General features: G+C 71.7%; 13 protein-coding genes and 1 tRNA gene. 9 read left to right on the plus strand and 5 right to left on the minus strand.

What is annotated here, in order from left to right; genetic code table 11:
- The first annotated feature begins 21 nt into the window (after positions 1-21).
- The 6 genes from OG715_RS21360 to OG715_RS21385 all read left to right on the plus strand — a co-directional run bounded on the left by OG715_RS21360 (position 22) and on the right by OG715_RS21385 (position 8,452).
- The gene (locus OG715_RS21360; RefSeq protein ID WP_266270432.1) at positions 22-1,005 is read left to right on the plus strand and encodes an NADPH:quinone reductase; all 984 of its coding nucleotides are present in this window, start codon (positions 22-24) and stop codon (positions 1,003-1,005) included.
- 99 nt (positions 1,006-1,104) lie between these two features.
- The gene (locus OG715_RS21365) at positions 1,105-2,565 is read left to right on the plus strand and encodes an MFS transporter (protein ID WP_266270433.1); all 1,461 of its coding nucleotides are present in this window, start codon (positions 1,105-1,107) and stop codon (positions 2,563-2,565) included.
- A gap of 53 nt (positions 2,566-2,618) precedes the next feature.
- Positions 2,619-3,404, plus strand: a complete 786-nt coding sequence (locus OG715_RS21370; protein ID WP_266270434.1) for an alpha/beta fold hydrolase — start codon at positions 2,619-2,621, stop codon at positions 3,402-3,404.
- 101 nt (positions 3,405-3,505) lie between these two features.
- On the plus strand, positions 3,506-4,078 hold the full coding sequence (locus OG715_RS21375; RefSeq protein ID WP_266270435.1) for a hypothetical protein: 573 nt from the start codon (positions 3,506-3,508) through the stop codon (positions 4,076-4,078).
- 155 nt (positions 4,079-4,233) lie between these two features.
- Positions 4,234-8,232, plus strand: coding sequence for an ATP-dependent RNA helicase HrpA (hrpA, locus tag OG715_RS21380; RefSeq protein WP_407661000.1), 3,999 nt, complete (start codon positions 4,234-4,236; stop codon positions 8,230-8,232).
- A gap of 146 nt (positions 8,233-8,378) precedes the next feature.
- A tRNA-Asp gene (locus OG715_RS21385) sits at positions 8,379-8,452 on the plus strand.
- Positions 8,453-8,860: 408 nt separating this feature from the next.
- Here the strand turns inward: OG715_RS21385 and bldC are convergent.
- Positions 8,861-9,067: a developmental transcriptional regulator BldC gene (bldC, locus tag OG715_RS21390; protein ID WP_014137253.1), complete on the minus strand. Its 207-nt coding sequence runs from the start codon at positions 9,065-9,067 to the stop codon at positions 8,861-8,863.
- Positions 9,068-9,609: 542 nt separating this feature from the next.
- The gene (locus OG715_RS21395) at positions 9,610-10,521 is read right to left on the minus strand and encodes a hypothetical protein (protein ID WP_407661001.1); all 912 of its coding nucleotides are present in this window, start codon (positions 10,519-10,521) and stop codon (positions 9,610-9,612) included.
- 278 nt (positions 10,522-10,799) lie between these two features.
- Between OG715_RS21395 and OG715_RS21400 the strand changes: the two genes are divergently transcribed.
- Complete coding sequence (locus tag OG715_RS21400) at positions 10,800-11,915, plus strand: Glu/Leu/Phe/Val dehydrogenase dimerization domain-containing protein (RefSeq protein WP_266271765.1); 1,116 nt, start codon at positions 10,800-10,802, stop codon at positions 11,913-11,915.
- 373 nt (positions 11,916-12,288) lie between these two features.
- Positions 12,289-12,552, plus strand: coding sequence for a DUF3073 domain-containing protein (locus OG715_RS21405; protein WP_266270437.1), 264 nt, complete (start codon positions 12,289-12,291; stop codon positions 12,550-12,552).
- A 200-nt stretch (positions 12,553-12,752) separates the two neighbouring features.
- Here the strand turns inward: OG715_RS21405 and purM are convergent, their stop codons facing one another.
- From purM to OG715_RS21420, 3 genes are all read right to left on the minus strand, one after another.
- Complete coding sequence (purM, locus tag OG715_RS21410) at positions 12,753-13,838, minus strand: phosphoribosylformylglycinamidine cyclo-ligase (protein ID WP_266270439.1); 1,086 nt, start codon at positions 13,836-13,838, stop codon at positions 12,753-12,755.
- Between the two features lie 80 nt (positions 13,839-13,918).
- Positions 13,919-15,502, minus strand: a complete 1,584-nt coding sequence (purF, locus tag OG715_RS21415; protein ID WP_266270441.1) for an amidophosphoribosyltransferase — start codon at positions 15,500-15,502, stop codon at positions 13,919-13,921.
- A 304-nt stretch (positions 15,503-15,806) separates the two neighbouring features.
- Entirely contained in the window at positions 15,807-16,568 is a 762-nt protein-coding gene (locus OG715_RS21420; RefSeq protein WP_266270443.1) for a diacylglycerol kinase, read from the minus strand.
- A gap of 330 nt (positions 16,569-16,898) precedes the next feature.
- Between OG715_RS21420 and OG715_RS21425 the strand changes: the two genes are divergently transcribed.
- A complete protein-coding gene (locus tag OG715_RS21425; protein WP_266270444.1) occupies positions 16,899-18,182 on the plus strand; it encodes an adenylosuccinate synthase in 1,284 nt (427 codons plus the stop codon).
- Positions 18,183-18,206 lie beyond the last annotated feature (24 nt).

Here is an 18,206-nt window from a genome sequence, read left to right on the forward strand (position 1 = left end):
GCCTCCCGCAGGATCGGCCCCATGCGTGCAGCGTTCATCCCGAGGCTCGGACCGGCGTCGGACATCCGCTACGGCGAGGTGCCCGAGCCGGTCCCCGGGCCCACCGATGTCCTGGTCGACGTGGCCGCCGTCTCGGTCAACCCGGTCGACACCTTCGTCCGCTCGGGGCTCTTCCGGACCCCCCTGCCCTTCCCGTTCGTGATCGGCCGGGACCTCGTGGGCACCGTGGCCCTGGCCGGCCCCGGCGCCCCCCGCTTCACCCCCGGTGACCGCGTCTGGACCAACAGCCTCGGCCACGACGGCCGGCAGGGCGCGGCCGCCGAACGGGCCGCCGTCCCGGCCGACCGGCTCTACCACCTGCCCCCCGGCGTGGACCCGACGACGGCCGTCGCCGTGGTCCACCCCGCCGCCACCGCGTACCTCGCCCTGTTCACCCACGGCGGGCTGCGCACCGGCGAGACCGTGCTGGTCGCGGGCGGCGGCGGCAACGTCGGCGGCGCCCTGATCGTGCTGGCCGCCGAGGCCGGCGCCCGGGTGGTCGCCACCGCGCGGCCCGCCGACGCGGAGCACTGCCGGGCCCTCGGCGCCACCGAGGTCCTCGACTACCGCGCCGCCGACCTGCCCGACCTGGTCCGCGCCGCCTGCCCCGGCGGCGTCGACCTCCACGTCGACACCTCCGGCACCAACGACCTCACCACCGCCGTCGACCTGCTCGCCCCGCGCGGCCGGATCGTGCTGCTCGCCGGCGCCCGCTCCCGCCCCGAACTGCCCGCCGGACAGCTCTACATGAAGGACGGCTCGATCCGCGGGTTCGTCATCTCGCACGCCTCCGGCGCCGAACTCGCGGACGCGGCGGCCACCGTCAACCGGCTGCTCGCGGCCGGCCGGCTGCGGCCCCGGGCCCTGGAGATACGGCCGCTGAGCGCCGCCGCCGAGACCCACCAGCGGCTGGAGAAGGGCGAGTTGAACGGCCGCCGGGTAGTCCTGACCACACCGGGGCGGTAGCCGCCGACCGCCACCCCCGTCTTGTGTCCCCCGTCTTGTGTCCCCGTCTTGTGTCCCCCGTCCCCCGTCCGCCTCCCCGACGCCCCCGAAAGGCTCCCCATGTCCCCGTCCGCCGGTGCCGAGCAGGCCGCCGGGCCACGCCGTTCGGGCCTCCTGCTGGCCCTGCTGGCGTTCGCCCAGTTGATCGTCTCGATCGACTACAACATCGTCTACGTGGCGCTCCCGGAGATCGGCAGCGGCCTCGACTTCTCCGCCCAGAACCTGCAGTGGGTGGTCAGCGCCTACGCGGTCGCCTTCGGCGGCTTCCTGCTCTTCGGCGGCCGCGCCTCCGACCTGTTCGGCCGCCGCCGGATGTTCGTCCTCGGCCTGCTGCTGTACGCCGGCTCCTCGCTGCTCGGCGGCCTGGCCAACACGCCCGGCCTGCTGATCGCGGCCCGCGCCCTCCAGGGCCTCGGCGGCGCCTTCCTGTTCCCCGCCACCCTCGCCCTGGTGGTCCTCAGCTTCACCGAGGGCCGCGAACGCAACCGGGCGCTCTCGGTCTGGGCCGCCGCCGGCGCCAGCGGCATGATCATCGGCTCGCTGGCCGGCGGAGTGCTCACCCAGGCCTTCGGCTGGGAGGCGGTGTTCTACGTCAACGTGCCGCTGGCCGGCGGCGCCGCCCTGCTCGCCCCCCGGCTGATCGGCGCCGACGGACCGCGCGACGCCTCCCGCTCGTTCGACCTGCCCGGCGCGCTGACCGCCACCGCCGGGGCCACCCTGGTGGTCTTCACCCTGGTCCAGGGCCCGGCCTCCGGCTGGACCTCGCCGACGGTGCTCACCACCGCCGTGCTCGGCCTCGGCCTGCTCGGCGCCTTCGTCGCGATCGAGTCCCGCACCGCCGACCCGCTGATGCCGCTGCGGCTGTTCCGCAACCGCAACCTGTCCACCGGCGTGCTGACCACCTTCCTGTTCATGGCCAGCTTCGGCACCCTGCTGTACTTCCTGACCGTCTACTTCCAGACCGTGCACGAGTACAGCGCGCTGCGCACCGGCGTCGCCTTCCTGATCCCGATGGTCTGCGGCTTCGTCGGCTCGATGCTGGGCGGCCGGCTCGCCACCCGGTTCGGCGCCCGCAACACCCTGATCGCCTCCTACCTGCTCGGCGCGCTCGGCACCACCGCGACCGCGCTGACCATGGCACCGGACGGCAGCTACGTCGCGCTGCTGCCCGGCCTGATCGTGCTGAGCCTCTGCCAGGGCGTCATCTTCACCACGATGTTCTCCGCCTCCGCGACCGGCGTGCACCCCTACGAGCAGGGCATCTCCTCCGGCATCGTCTCCACCGGCCAGCAGGTCGGCAGCGCGGTGGGCCTCGGCATCCTGGTGGCGATCGCCAACGCCGGCACCGACGGCCTGGCCGGCGAGGCGCTCCGCTCCGCCACCAGCGACGGCCTGCGCACCGCCGTCCTGGTCGCCACCGGCGGCATCGTCGCACTCGTCCTGGTCGCGCTCGGCTTCGAACGCGCCCCCGGCCGGACGGCGGCCGCCGCCGAGAACGCCTCCGCCAAGAGCCTCGCCTGACCCCGCGCCTCCCCCCGAACCGACCCTTCCCCACTCCCGAGGAGAACCACGTCATGCCCTTCGCCGCCAGCCCCAGCGCCCGCGTCTCCTACACCGTCGAGGGCTCCGGCCACCCGCCCCTGGTCTTCGTGCACGGCACCGGCTTCGGCGCCGGGGGCACCTTCGGCCACCTCACCGGTGACTTCACCGACAGCCGTACTGTCCTGCTGCCGGACTTCGCGGGCTGCGGGGACACCGAGGACGACGGCCGGGAGCTGACCCCCGAGCTGCTGGCCGAGCAGATCGCCGCCGTGATCGAGGCGGCCGGCGACGGCCCGGCCGACGTGGTCGGCTTCTCGCTCGGCTCGGTGGTCGCCGCGACCCTCGCGGCGCTCCGCCCCGAGCTGGTGCGCAGCCTGGTGCTCACCGCCGGCTGGAGCCGCCCGGACGACGCCTACCTGCGCAACCACATGACCACCTGGCGCGCGATCAGCGGCGACGCCGAGGCCTTCGGCCGGTTCGGCACCCTGACCGCGTTCAGCCGCGACCACCTGAACTCGCTGGAGCCCGACGCGCTCGAGGGCATCATCAAGGGCAACGAGCCCACCGAGGGCGCGCTGCGCCACATCGACCTCAACCTGAGCGCCGACATCCGCCCGCTGCTGCCCCGGATCACCGCCCGCACCCTGGTGATCGGCTGCACCCAGGACGCCACCGTCCCGGTCGGGCTCTCCCGCGAGCTGGCCGACACCATCGCCGGCAGCACCTACGCGGAGATCGACAGCGGCCACGTGGTCGTCTACGAGCAGGGCGCCGAGTGGTCCCGACTGGTCCGCGAGTTCGTCCTCCAGGAGGGCTGAGCCCGCCCGGGGCGACTTTGCAAAGTGCGCCTCAGCACCACCCCCAACCCCTCCCGCCCCGGGTGCTGACCCGTCATCACCCGGGGCGTAGGGTGCCCGCCGTGGACGAACTGATATTCCGGGGGCGTGACCGCTACCGCCCCTCCTGGTCGCAGCTGCTGATCCTGCTCGTACTGCTGGTCGCCCAGGGCTTCGCCGCCGCGCACGGACTCGGCGCCAAGGGCTTCCTCTGGCTCGCCGGCGGCACGCTGGCGCTCTCCGGCCTGGGCCTGTGGGTCACGGTCCGCAGCTGGAGCCGGGTCGGCCCCGAGGGCATCACCATCTGCTGGGGCTTCGGGCGCGGCCGCACCTACCCCTGGGACCGGATCCGCTGGATCGACGTCCGCACGGTCGACGCCCAGGGCGGCACCAGCTCCCAGGTGCGGATGTTCATCGCCAACGGGCGGCGCCGGGCCCTGCCCGGGCTGCTGCACAGCGACCTGTACCCGTCCCCGGACTTCGACGAGCAGTTCCACCGGGTCCGCAACTGGTGGGAGCTGAGCACCGAGGCCTCGGCCCGGGTCGAGCCCGTCCGGCGGTTCCGGGACCGGATCACCGTGACCGTGGCCGCCGTCCTCGCGACCCTGGTCATCGCCGCCGGCGCCGCCGCCTTCATCGTCCTCCGGCAGCCGTAGCGACCGGGCCCCCTCACCCACCGCGACCGCCCCGATCCGGACGGTCGCCGCGGCGTGCCGGACCGCCGTTGGCAGCGGACGGGCGTCCCCTGTGACACTGGAGGCGCTCGAAAACCGAGGTGCGCTCCGCCGCCCCTCCTTGCGAACCTAGAGGGATGCCCGCCGTGAGTTCTCCCGCAGTCCAGTCCGCCGCCGAGCCCGCCCGGAGCGAGGCGCCCGGCATCGGCGAGCTGGCCGCGCGCCTGCCCGAGCTGACCCTGCGCGACCAGGTCCGGATCGGCCGCCGACTGGACGGCGCCCGCCGGGTCCGCAAGGACGAGGCCCGCGCGCAGATCGCCGCCGAGATCGCCTCCGACATCGACAAGGCCGAGCTGCTGGTCGAACGGCGGCGCAGCGCGGTGCCGGAGATCCGGTACCCCGCCGAGCTCCCGGTCAGCCAGAAGAAGGACGAGATCCTCGCCGCCGTCCGCGACCACCAGGTGGTGATCGTGGCCGGTGAGACCGGCTCCGGCAAGACCACCCAGATCCCCAAGATCTGTCTGGAGCTGGGCCGCGGCGTGCGCGGTCTGATCGGCCACACCCAGCCCCGCCGGATCGCCGCCCGCACGGTGGCCGAGCGGGTCGCCGAGGAGCTGGACAGCCCGCTGGGCGAGGCGGTCGGCTGGAAGGTCAGGTTCACCGACCAGGTCGGGCCGAACACGCTGGTCAAGCTGATGACCGACGGCATCCTGCTCGCGGAGGTCCAGACCGACGGCGAGCTGCGCCAGTACGACACCCTGATCATCGACGAGGCGCACGAGCGCAGCCTCAACATCGACTTCCTGCTCGGCTACCTCAAGCAGCTGCTGCCCCGCCGCCCCGACCTCAAGGTGATCATCACCTCGGCGACCATCGACCCGGAGCGGTTCGCCCGGCACTTCGGGGACGCCCCGATCGTCGAGGTCTCCGGCCGCACCTATCCGGTTGAGGTCCGCTACCGCCCGATCGTGGACGAGGACGAGGACGGCGACACCGACGAGGTCGACCGCGACCGCGACCAGATCCAGGCGATCTGCGACGCCGCCGAGGAGCTCCAGGCCGAGGGCCCGGGCGACATCCTGGTCTTCCTCTCCGGCGAGCGCGAGATCCGGGACACCGCGGACGCGCTCGACAAGCTCAGGCTGAAGCACACCGAGGTCCTGCCGCTCTACGCCCGGCTGAGCTCGGCCGAGCAGCACAAGGTGTTCCAGCGCTCCTCCTCCCGCCGGATCGTGCTGGCCACCAATGTCGCCGAGACCAGCCTCACCGTCCCCGGCATCAAGTACGTGATCGACCCGGGCAGCGCCCGGATCTCCCGCTACAGCCATCGCACCAAGGTCCAGCGGCTGCCGATCGAGGCGATCAGCCAGGCCAGCGCCAACCAGCGCAAGGGCCGTTGCGGCCGCACCTCGGACGGCATCTGCATCCGGCTCTACTCGGAGGAGGACTTCCTCTCCCGCCCCGAGTTCACGGACGCCGAGATCCTGCGCACCAACCTGGCCTCGGTCATCCTCCAGATGACCGCCGCGGGCCTCGGCGACATCGCCGCCTTCCCGTTCCTGGACCCGCCGGACTCGCGCAACATCAAGGACGGCATCAGCCTGCTGCACGAGCTGGGCGCGCTCGACCCGGCCGAGAAGGACGTCCGCAAGCGGCTCACCCCGCTCGGCCGCAAACTGGCCCAGCTGCCGGTGGACCCGCGGATGGCCCGGATGGTGCTGGAGGCGGACCGCAACGGCTGTGTCCGGGACGTCATGGTGATCGCCGCCGCGCTCTCCATCCAGGACCCGCGCGAGCGTCCCGCCGAGAAGCGCCAGGCCGCCGACGAGCGGCACCGCCGGTTCAGCTCGGAGAGCTCCGACTTCCTCTCCTTCCTCGCCATGTGGCGCTACGTGCGGGAGCAGCAGCGCGAGCTCTCCTCCTCGGCGTTCCGCCGGATGTGCAAGGCGGAGTTCCTCAACTACCTGCGGATACGGGAGTGGCAGGACATCTACTCCCAGCTGCGCACGGTCGCCAAGCAGCTCGGTGTCACCATCGAGGAGGCGCACGAGGACGCCGAGCCGGACGCGGACCGGATCCACCAGTCCCTGCTGGCCGGCCTGCTGTCGCACATCGGCCTGTTCGACGTGGAGAAGCGGGAGTACGGCGGCGCCCGGGGCGCCCGGTTCGCGGTGTTCCCCGGCTCCGGCCTGTTCAAGAAGCCGCCGCGCTGGGTGATGTCGGCGGAGCTGGTGGAGACCTCCCGGCTGTGGGCCCGGATCAACGCGAAGATCGAGCCGGAGTGGGTCGAGCCGCTGGCGGCGCACCTGGTGAAGCGCAGCTACAGCGAGCCGCACTGGGAGAAGAAGTCCGGGGCCGTCCTGGCGTTCGAGAAGGTCACCCTCTACGGGGTGCCGGTGGTCGCCGCGCGGAAGGTCAACTACGGCCGGATCGACCCGGAGCTCTGCCGCGAGCTGTTCATCCGCAACGCCCTGGTCGAGGGCGACTGGGAGACCCACCACCGCTTCTTCGCGGAGAACCGCAAGCTGCTCGGCGAGGTCGAGGAGCTGGAGAACCGGGCCCGTCGCCGGGACATCATGGTCGACGACCAGACCCTGTTCGAGTTCTACGACGGCCGGCTGCCCGAGGACATCGTCTCCACCCGGCACTTCGACGCCTGGTGGAAGAAGGCCCGGCACGAGCAGCCCGACCTGCTCAACTTCGAGAAGTCGATGCTGATCAACGACGCCGCGGGCGGCGTCGCCGAGGCCGACTACCCGGACCACTGGGTGCAGGGCAAGCTGCGGTTCGTCCTCACCTACCAGTTCGAGCCGGGCAGCGACGCGGACGGCGTGACCGTCCACATCCCGCTGCCGGTGCTCAACCAGGTCACCGCGGAGGGCTTCGACTGGCAGATCCCGGGCCTGCGCGAGGAGCTGGTGACGGCCTGGATCAAGTCGCTGCCGAAGGCGGTGCGGCGCAACTTCGTCCCCGCCCCGGACTTCGCCCGGGCCGCGCTGCGCGAGCTGAGGAACCACCAGGAGCGCCAGGAGCCGCTGCTGCCGGCCCTGGAGCACATCCTGAAGCGCCTGACGGCGGTCACCGTGCCTCCGGAGGCCTGGGACGAGGAGCGGGTCCCGGAGCACCTCAAGGTGACCTTCCGGGTGGTGGACGGGCGCAAGAAGCTCGCCGAGTCCAAGGACCTGGAGGAGCTGCGGCTGCGGATGAAGCCCAAGCTGAAGGAGACGCTGTCCTCGGCGGCCTCCGGCCAGGGCATCGAGCAGTCGGGGCTGACCGCCTGGCCGGCCGGGCTGCCGGTGCTGCAGCGGACCTTCGAGCAGCGTTCCCGGGGCCACTCGCTGCGCGCCTACCCGGCGCTGGTGGACGAGGGCGAGTCGGTCGGCGTGAAGCTGTTCGACACCCCGGAGGCGCAGCAGCAGGCGATGTGGGGGGGCACCCGGCGGTTGCTGATGCTCTCGACCACCTCGCCCGCGAAGGCGATCCAGGGCCGGCTGGGCAACCAGGCCAAGCTGGCGCTGTCGTACAACCCGCACGGGTCGGTCGCGGCGCTGTTCGAGGACGTGGTGGCCTGTGCGGCGGACCGGCTGATGGCCCGGGCCGGCGGTCCGGCCTGGGACGAGGCGGCGTTCGCGGTGCTGCGGGACAAGGTCAGGGCGGACCTGTACGACCTCTCGGCGGACACGACGCTGAAGACGGCGACGGCGCTGATCGCCTTCCACCGGGCGACGACCCGGCTGAAGTCGGTGAGCAGTCCGGTGCTGCTGAACGCGGTGAACGACATCCGGTTGCACCTGGCCTCGCTGGTGCACCCGGGCTTCGTGACGGCGACGGGCTGGCAGCGGCTGCCGGACCTCAAGCGCTACCTGCTGGCGGTGGACCGCCGGCTGGAGGCGCTGCCCAACCATCCGCAGCGGGACGCCCAGCAGCTGCTGAAGGTGCAGGAGGTGCAGCAGGCCTACGGGGAGCTGCTGGCGGCGGTGCCGGCCGGGCGGCAGCCCGCCGCGGAGGTGCTGGCGATCCGCTGGATGATCGAGGAGCTGCGGGTCAGCTTCTTCGCCCAGTCGCTGGGCACCCCGTCACCTGTCTCCGAGAAGCGGATCCTGAAGGCCATGGAGGCGGCCAGGGCGGCGCTCTGACCCCTCGGCCTCCCTCCGGCCCGCCTGAGCTGCGGACGGGCCGGAGGAGGGGCTCGGGAGCCGGTTCGACCTGGGGGCCCCGCATGGGCTACAGTCTGTCTTGTTCGCAGCGCAGCAAACGAAGCGAACAGATCAGGAAACACTCTGGTCCTGTGGAGCAGTTGGTTAGCTCGCCACCCTGTCAAGGTGGAGGTCGCGGGTTCAAGTCCCGTCAGGATCGCCGTAGTCGAGAGGCCCGGAACCGCTTGGTTCCGGGCCTCTCGCGTTTCACCGGCCACTCCTCTATCCCGGAGTCGGCACGGATCACAAGTCGACGTCCGCGTGACGGTCGTCACGTACCCCTTCCGGGAACCGACCGTTCGGACACCCTTCCCCGAACCCGCTAATTTAATATGTAAAATTGTACTGTTATTCACAGTAAATCCCCCCCACCTCCCCACCATCGAATCGTTATCCGGAGTTCAACATTCCGGTGGATCGCGCGAGTACGACAGTCGATCCGGCGAGCGGTGCAGCCGGTTCGACAGAGCTGTAGAAGAAGTGCGCGGGCACAGAAAAAGGGGCTGCTTACCGGACCCGGCGGAGTCCGGTAAGCAGCCCCTTTACAAGAGCCTTGAGCGAGGCTCTGTCAGGCCTCGGTTCGCTGGGCCGGAATACCGGCCAGCAGGGCGCGCACCTCCGCCTCACGGTATCGGCGGTGCCCGCCCAGCGTGCGGATGGACGTGAGCTTGCCGGCCTTGGCCCAGCGCGTCACGGTCTTGGGATCCACACGGAACATGGTGGCGACCTCTGCCGGCGTCAGCAGAGGTTCGGCATCGGGGGTACGAGCGGTCATGAGCGGCCTCCTCGGGAGAACCGAACCAGGGCGGTTCTATCCTTCAAATTCTGCACCTTGGCCCGCGATGCCCGAAATGGCATAGACGGGCCGAGTCGGTTATAGGACGAACGGCTTGTCCTGGTGTCTACAACTACACCATCCGTCCAGCCCTATCGACCAAACCGCCAAAATTGACCCCTCACGGGTTCAAGGCCGACGGATGGCGATGGACCACCCCATAACGGGCAGTCACCTTATAGTGACATTCGGTTACGAGCGGACCAGACCCGCCGTTTTCCCGCAAAGCGCACATCGACTCCAGAACCACCCAAAAGTGGGCACGCTCACGTGAAGTTGGGCTGGTTGTCCCATTTTTGCACATAGGGGTAAGTTCGCGTCAACGGTGAGTAGTGTCACGTTCGGTAGGTATTGACCCGAACCAGGACCTTGGTCATGCGGCTCGGGCCGTAGGACTCTTACAGTCTTACAAGTACCACCGACACCCCCACCGGCCAGCGATGACGCCGCCTCCGCCCGCCCCTCCCACCGGCTCCGGCCGCTCAGTTGGCGTGGCGCAGCGCCAGCACCCGCCGCCAGCGCACGGTCAGCGCCTCGTACGCGCGCAGCGCCTCCGCCGCGTCCCCCGCCCGCAGCGCCCGCAGCCCGTCCTCCAGCTCCCCCGCCGAACGGTCCGCCAACAGCCGCTCCGGCCCCAGCAGATGCACCAGCCCCCCGTAGTCCAGCTCCACCAGCGACCGCGGATGGAACTCCTCCAGCCACCGCCCGACCTGCTCCGCCCCCCGCACCAGCTCCCCTTCCGGCACCGCCTCGCGCAGCGCCCGGTACGCCCGGGCCACCCGGCGGCGCGCCTGCGCCATGGGCGTCAGATAGAACAGTGACGCCCCGTCCCCCCGTTCCCCTTCCTCCCCCTTCTCCCCCCTCTCTGCGGGAACGAAGCATCGATCCTCGTCCCCGAACGGGAGGAACCACCGCACCGGCACCTCCCAGCGGCTGGTGAGGATCCACGGCCGGGCGTCCGGGTGCTCGGCCCGCCAGCGCTCCCGGTCCGTCTCCGCCACCTCCCGGGTGGCCGGCGGCAGCGCGGTGTCCAGCAGCGCCACCGGGGCCCCCGCCCGGAGCTCCTCCAGCGCCTGCCAGGTGCGCAGCCTGGTCGCCCAGGGGCAGACGTACAGCACCCCGTCCACCAGCCGGACGAAGGCCCGCTCGGCCTCGCGCTCCGGCAGCGCCCGCGGGGTCCGGCCGATCAGCTCGGCCAGGGCCGAGCGCTGCTCCGCGAGGGCCGCCGCGGCCACCGAGCGGCCCGCCTCGGGCGCGTCGGGGCCGTGCTCCGCCGCGTAGGCCTGCCAGCGCGCCCGTTCGGGCTCCGGGTAGGCGGCCAGCGGCTCGTAGACCCGCAGGTGCGCGGCGTAGGGCGGCAGCACGGAAGTACGGACGACGGTCACGTCCCGCATCGTCCCACGCACCCCCCGCCGCCCGGGAGTGGCCGGTCGGACCGGTCCTGCGGCGGCCCGTTCGCGGACGCACCCGAAGTGCGCGAACGGGCTGATGGTGGCCCTGCCGTCCCAGCATTCGGACAGCGGTACCGAGCTTCGCCAAGGGGGCCGACCGGCGCGGCCCGCGCGACTACGCTTCGCCTTAGGCGCCCGCACCACAGCAGCGGGCCTCGAATACTGGAGTCACCACAGTGACCGACGTACAGACCGCCGCCACCACGCACCCCGCACCCGGCGTGCTCGGCAGGATCTTCGGCAACTCCCAGGACGGCGCCACCGGCGACGGCCACGAGCAGGTCGTGCTCTGCCACGACCGCTCCTCCGGGCTGAAGGCGATCATCGCCGTCCACTCCACCGCCCTCGGCCCGGCCCTCGGCGGCACCCGGTTCTTCCCGTACGCCTCCGAGGAGGCGGCGCTGGAGGACGCGCTCAACCTCTCCCGCGGCATGTCCTACAAGAACGCGCTCGCCGGCCTCGACCTCGGCGGCGGCAAGGCCGTCATCATCGGCGACCCGAACAAGGACAAGAACGAGGCGATGCTCCGCGCCTACGGCCGCTTCGTCGAGTCGCTGCGCGGCCGCTACATCACCGCCTGCGACGTGGGCACCTACGTCCAGGACATGGACGTCGTGGCGCGCGAGACCGAGTTCGTCACCGGCCGCTCGCCCGAGAACGGCGGCGCCGGCGACTCCTCGATCCTGACCGCCTTCGGCGTGTTCCAGGGCATGCGCGCCTCCGCCCAGGCCCGCTGGGGCCAGCCGACCCTGCGCGGCAAGCGCGTGGGCGTCGCCGGCGTCGGCAAGGTCGGCCACTACCTCGTCGGCCACCTGGTCGCGGACGGCGCCGTCGTGGTCGTCACCGACCCCTTCGAGGCCGCCGTCAACCGCGTGCGGGCCGCCCACCCGGAGGTGGAGGTCGTCGCCGACACCGCCGCGCTGCTCCAGGCCAAGCTGGACGTCTACGCCCCCTGCGCGCTCGGTGGCGCCCTGACCGACGACACCGTGGCCGCGCTGGGCGAGTTCGGCACCTCCGTGGTCTGCGGCGCCGCCAACAACCAGCTGGCCCACCCCGGCGTCGAGAAGGACCTCGCCGACCGCGGCCTGCTCTACGCCCCGGACTACCTGGTGAACTCCGGCGGCGTGATCCAGGTCGCCGACGAGATCGACGGCTTCAACTTCGAGCGCGCCAAGAACAAGGCGACGAAGATCTTCGACACCACCCTGGAGATCTTCACCCGGGCCGCCGCCGACGGCGTGCCGCCGGCCGTCGCGGCCGACCGTCTCGCGGAGAAGCGGATGCGCGAGATCAGCGCGCTGCGGTCGGTGCTGCTGCCGGGCGCCCGCCGGGCCTGATCCGGACCGGGGTGCGCGGGGGACGGCCGGGCGCCGTCCCCCGCGCATCACGATGTGGAACCGGATTCTCGATTCTGCCTCCGATCGGGTGATCCGAAGCCCCCCTAGGGGGGATAATCGATCCGGGAACAACGGACCCGAGACACCTCCGGACAGCGTGCAGAAAGCCGCAAAACCTCCCTTGACCTGGGACGACCTGGTCGCGGGTGCGGCCGGTGCGCGCCACGTCACACCGACGACGTACCGTCCAGCGGCAGAAACAGGTACCGTTAATGCTCCAAGGGACGGTCCTCCCCATTCGGGCAGGCCGCTCTTGATCATGAACACGTGTCAGACTCGGGGCCGTGAGCCCCATCGTTGAGGGGGTCGACCCATGGGGCGCGGCCGGGCCAAGGCCAAGCAGACGAAGGTCGCCCGCGAGCTGAAGTACAACAGCGGCGGGTTCGACGCCAATCGTCTCTCCAGCGAGCTGGGCGTATCGCCCTCCACCTCCCCGATCGAGCCGGAGCCGATCGAGGAGGACGAGGAGGACGATGACGACCCGTACGCGGAGTACGCGGCTCGTTACGCCGATGACGACGAGGACGACGACGCCGAATCGGGTACCGGGCCTTCCCAGGCCCGCCGTCGCGCGTAGTCTCCCAGTCTGACCCGGACCGGCCAGGTGCCCAGCGCACCAGGCCGGTCTTCGGCGTTCCCGCACCCTGCGGACCGCCGCTCCGGCAGCCCCGGACCCGCACCCGGGCGGCCTCCCCGAGGACCCCGCGCGAAGAGCCTGCGCGAAGGCCCCGCCGGCGTGCTGCCGACGGGGCCTCCCCGCGTTCACGTGCCCGTGCCTCAGCCGGCCACGAAGCCCTCGTAGGCGTTGTAGAGGGCCGCGCCGTCCGCGTGCTCGGCGGTGCGGTCGACGATGTCGCCCAGCACCCAGGACTCCACGCCGCGGTCCTCCAGGACCGACAGCACGGTGTCCACCGAGTGCGCCGGGACGACCGCGACCATGCCGACGCCCATGTTGAGCGTCTTCTCGATCTCCAGGGTCGCCACCTTGCCGACCTCGGCGACGGTCCGGAAGACCGGCAGCGGGGTCCAGGTGCCGCGGTCCAGGCGTGCGTGCAGCCCGGCCGGGATCACCCGGGCCAGGTTGGCCGCCAGGCCGCCACCGGTGACGTGCGAGAAGGCGTGCACCTCGGTGGCCCGGATCAGCGCCAGGCAGTCCAGCGAGTAGATCCGGGTCGGCTCCAGCAGCTCCTCGCCGAGGGTGCGGCCGAACTCCTCGACCTTGCGGTCGAGCTTCCAGCCGGCCTGGTTCAGCAGCACATGGCGGACCAGCGAGTAGCCGTTGGAGTGCAGGCCGGAGGCGGCCATCGCGATCACCACGTCACCGGCCCGGACGCGCTCGGCGCCCAGCAGCGCGTCCGCCTCGACCACACCGGTACCGGCGCCCGCGACGTCGTACTCGTCCGGCCCGAGCAGGCCCGGGTGCTCGGCGGTCTCGCCGCCGACCAGGGCGCAGCCGGCCAGGGCGCAGCCCTCGGCGATGCCCTTGACGATCGCGGCGACGCGCTCCGGGACGACCTTGCCGACGCAGATGTAGTCGGTCATGAACAGCGGCTCGGCGCCGCAGACGACGATGTCGTCGACGACCATGCCGACCAGGTCGTGGCCGATCGTGTCGTGCTTGTCCATGGCCGCCGCGATGGCGACCTTGGTCCCGACCCCGTCGGTGGCCGAGGCCAGCAGCGGCCGCTCGTAGTTCTTGAAGGCGGAGACGTCGAAGAGGCCGGCGAAGCCGCCGAGACCGCCGACCACCTCGGGGCGGTTGGCCTTCTTCACCCACTGCTTCATGAGCTCGACGGCGCGGTCGCCCGCCTCGATGTCGACGCCGGCGGCGGCGTAGGTGGCACCGTTCTGGTCGGTAGTCACTGCTGTGCGGCCCTTTCGGGTCTGTGGTGGGGGACGGAACAGCGGTGGGGTCCCGGTTCGCGGGACCCCACCGAGGGTTCTTACGGGCGGCGCAGCGCGTCGGCCGCGCCCGCCCCGCCGAGCAGCGACTGGACGCCGTCCAGGTCGCTGCCGCTGGTCGGCTTGCCGCGGACGGCGGGGGCCTGCTGGCTGCCCTTGATCTCGGCCTCCAGCAGGAGCTTGCCGAGCAGCGCCGGGTCGGGCAGCTCCATCGGGTACTCGCCGTCGAAGCAGGCCCGGCAGAGCCGGTCCTTCGGCTGCTTGGTGGCCTCGATCATGCCGTCGATCGAGATGTAGGAGAGCGAGTCCGCGCCGAGGGTGCGGCCGATCTCCTCGATGGTCATGCCGTTGGCGATCAGCTCCGCGCGGGTCGCGAAGTCGATGCCGAAGAAGCAGGGCCACTTGACCGGCGGGGAGGAGATCCGGATGTGGACCTCGGCCGCGCCCGCCTCGCGGAGCATCTTCACCAGTGCGCGCTGGGTGTTGCCGCGGACGATCGAGTCGTCCACGACGACCAGGCGCTTGCCCTGGATGACCTCGCGCAGCGGGTTCAGCTTCAGCCGGATGCCGAGCTGGCGGATGGTCTGGCTGGGCTGGATGAAGGTGCGGCCCACGTAGGCGTTCTTCACCAGGCCGGAGCCGTACGGGATCCCGCTGGCCTCGGCGTAGCCGATCGCGGCCGGGGTCCCGGACTCGGGGGTCGCTATCACCAGGTCGGCCTCGACCGGGGCCTCCTTGGCCAGGCGACGGCCCATCTCCACGCGGGAGAGGTGCACGTTGCGGCCGGCGATGGAGGTGTCGGGGCGGGCGAGGTAGACGTACTCGAAGACGCAGCCCTTGGGCTTGGCCTCGGCGAACCGGGAGGTCCGCATGCCGTTCTCGTCGATGGCGATGAGTTCGCCGGGCTCGACCTCGCGGATGAAGGAGGCGCCGCAGATGTCCAGCGCCGCCGTCTCGGAGGCGACGACCCAGCCGCGCTCCAGCCGGCCCAGGACCAGCGGGCGGATGCCCTGCGGGTCGCGGGCGGCGTAGAGCGTGTTCTCGTCCATGAAGACGAGCGAGAACGCGCCCTTGACCTTGGGCAGGACGACCTTGGCCGTCTCCTCGATGGAGAGGTCCGGGTGGCCGGCGAGCAGCGCGGTCACCAGGTCGGTGTCGTTGGTCGCGGCCGAGCGCCCGGAGCGGGAGACGTGCTCCTCGCCGGGGAGTTCGGCGACCATGGCCGCCAGTTCGGCGGTGTTCACCAGGTTTCCGTTGTGCCCGAGGGCCAGCGAACCGTGGACGGTCGCCCGGAAGGTCGGCTGGGCGTTCTCCCAGACCGAGGAACCGGTGGTCGAGTAGCGGGCGTGTCCGACGGCGATATGCCCGTGCAACGACCCCAGGGAGGCCTCGTCGAAGACCTGGGAGACAAGCCCCATGTCCTTGAAGACGAGAATCTGGGAGCCGTTGCTCACTGCGATGCCCGCGGATTCCTGACCGCGGTGCTGCAGGGCGTAAAGGCCGAAGAACGTGAGCTTGGCGACCTCCTCGCCGGGAGCCCAGACACCGAAGACGCCGCAAGCGTCCTGGGGGCCTTTCTCACCGGGAAGAAGATCGTGGTTGAGTCTTCCGTCACCACGTGGCACGCCTTCGAGTCTAGGACAGTCGGACCGGCCTTCAGGACCCCGGGCGGCCGCTGTTGTGCGGGCCGCTCCGAGTAACGCGCGTAGACAAAACCCCTTACCCGGCGCGGATTTCGACGGCCCCGGATTCGGCGGCGACGCGCTTGCCCTTGCGGTTCGCGCCCGTTGGCGTGTTCCGCGGGCGGCGGGCGCTTCGCCCGGCGTTGGTCCGCCGTTCGCCCAACGTGAGCCTGCTCACCCGGGGCCGCGCGCCGCACGGACGGCCCAGGGGCGGGGCGGGGGCGGCCCGAAGGTCACTCCGGGACAGCTACGGAGTGTCCTGGGTGACCGGCAGCAGCAGGCCCCAGCACCCGGCGTGGACCGTCCAGGTGCGGGCCCGCACCGGGCCGACCGGGCGGCCGTCCGCCTCGTAGCCGAAGCCCCGGCCCGCCACCGAGATGCTGGCCGCCCGGGCGCGCAGCAGGGCGCCGGGGGCGCGGACCACGATCTCCATCACGCCCTCGCCCGCGGCCGCGCCGGACGGCAGGGTCACCTGGACCACCCGGACCGGCCGGTGGACGTCGGCGAGCAGCCGGCCGTCGGCCTCGACCCGCAGCCGGGCGCTGTGCTCGCCCCTGGCCGGCTCGCCCCGCTCCGGGCGGCCGGTCGGGCCGGTCCGTCCCGTCCGGGTGCTCCCGCCGGCACCGCCGCCGGCGCCGTCCGCCGCCGTGCCCGTACCGGTCCGTTCCGGGGTGAGTACGGTCGCCTGCTCGGCCGCAGCCAGTTTCGCCCATAGCGAACGCCAACGTCCGGGACGGCCCCCCGGACGCCGCGCCCCGCCGCCCGAGATCCGCACCCCGCCGAGCGCCACCCCGCCGCCGTCGTCCACCAGCAGGTCCAGCTTCCGGGCCGTCCCGGTCAGCACGGCGCGCGCCGCGGCGACCGGCGCGCCCGGCACCCCGAGCGCCCGGGCCGCCGCCAGCTCCTCCGGCCGGCCGACCGGCACCAGGCCCACCGGGTCGGCGCCCAGCTCGCGTTGGCGGTACAGCGCCTGGAGCACGCGCTGCAGCGCGAGGTCGGAACCGATCACCACCGGTCGCCTCCGACCCCGGTGCGAAAGCACCCGATCGAGCTCGGAAGGTGTCTCCGGACAGGCCACCTTGACGTCCGTCCCACCGGAGAGAACGTCCTTCGCGATCCGCACCGACTCCCCGTCGGACTGCCGGGCCGCCGGGTCGAGGAGCAGGAGAAGCGGCTCCGGGCCGCCGGTTGCGGGCGTGGACAGGGACGACACAACCGGTCCTTCCTCAGGTAATCTCTCGGTGCAAGAGCCCCTTGCGCTATTGCGCCAGGGGCTTCGTCTATCTCGGGGCAGACTGCGGCCTACGCAGGATGCCCCAACCGGAAGGGGTGTACGCCTGTGCCGGCACTCGTGCTCGTTGGCGCTCAGTGGGGAGACGAGGGCAAGGGGAAGGCGACCGACCTGCTCGGCGGCTCCGTCGACTACGTCGTCCGCTACCAGGGCGGCAACAACGCCGGTCACACGGTGGTCATCGGCGACCAGAAGTACGCGCTGCACCTCCTGCCTTCCGGCATCCTCAGCCCGAACGTCACGCCGGTCATCGGCAACGGCGTCGTGATCGACCCGGGCGTGCTGCTCTCCGAGCTCAACGGGCTCATCGAGCGCGGCATCGACACCTCCAAGCTGCTGATCTCGGGCAACGCCCACCTGATCACGCCGTACCACCGCACCCTGGACAAGGTCACCGAGCGCTTCCTCGGCAAGCGCCGGATCGGCACCACCGGCCGCGGCATCGGCCCGACCTACGCGGACAAGATCAACCGCGTCGGCATCCGGGTGCAGGACCTCTTCGACGAGTCGATCCTGATCCAGAAGGTCGAAGCGGCGCTGCACGACAAGAACCAGCTGCTGGTCAAGCTCTACAACCGCCGCGCCATCCCGGCCGACCTGGTGGTCCAGGAGTACCTCGGCTACGCCGAGAAGCTCCGCCCGTTCCTGGCCGACACCACGCTCGTCCTGGACGAGGCGCTGAAGGCGAACAAGGTCGTCCTGCTGGAGGGCGGCCAGGGCACCCTGCTGGACGTCGACCACGGCACGTACCCGTTCGTCACCTCGTCGAACCCGACCGCCGGCGGTGCCTGCACCGGTGCCGGCATCGGCCCGACGAAGATCGACCGGGTCATCGGCATCCTGAAGGCGTACACCACCCGCGTCGGCTCGGGCCCGTTCCCGACCGAGCTGCTCGACGAGGACGGCGAGGCGCTGCGCCGGATCGGTGGCGAGCGCGGTGTCACCACCGGCCGTGACCGCCGCTGCGGCTGGTTCGACGCGGTGATCGCCCGCTACGCGACCCGGGTCAACGGCCTCACCGACTTCTTCCTCACCAAGCTGGACGTGCTGACCGGCTGGGAGCAGATCCCGGTCTGCGTCGCGTACGAGATCGACGGCAAGCGCGTCGAGGAGCTGCCGTACAACCAGTCGGACTTCCACCACGCGAAGCCGATCTACGAGAACCTCCCCGGCTGGACCGAGGACATCAGCGGGGCGAAGACCTTCGCCGAGCTGCCGAAGAACGCCCAGGCGTACGTGAAGGCGCTGGAGGAGATGTCGGGCGCGCCGATCTCCGCCATCGGCGTCGGCCCGGGCCGGTACGAGACGATCCAGATCAACTCGTTCGTCTAGGCCTCACGGCTTTCGCGACAGGGC

Source organism: Kitasatospora purpeofusca (assembly GCF_036010405.1).
Classification (GTDB): Bacteria; Actinomycetota; Actinomycetes; order Streptomycetales; family Streptomycetaceae; genus Kitasatospora; species Kitasatospora purpeofusca.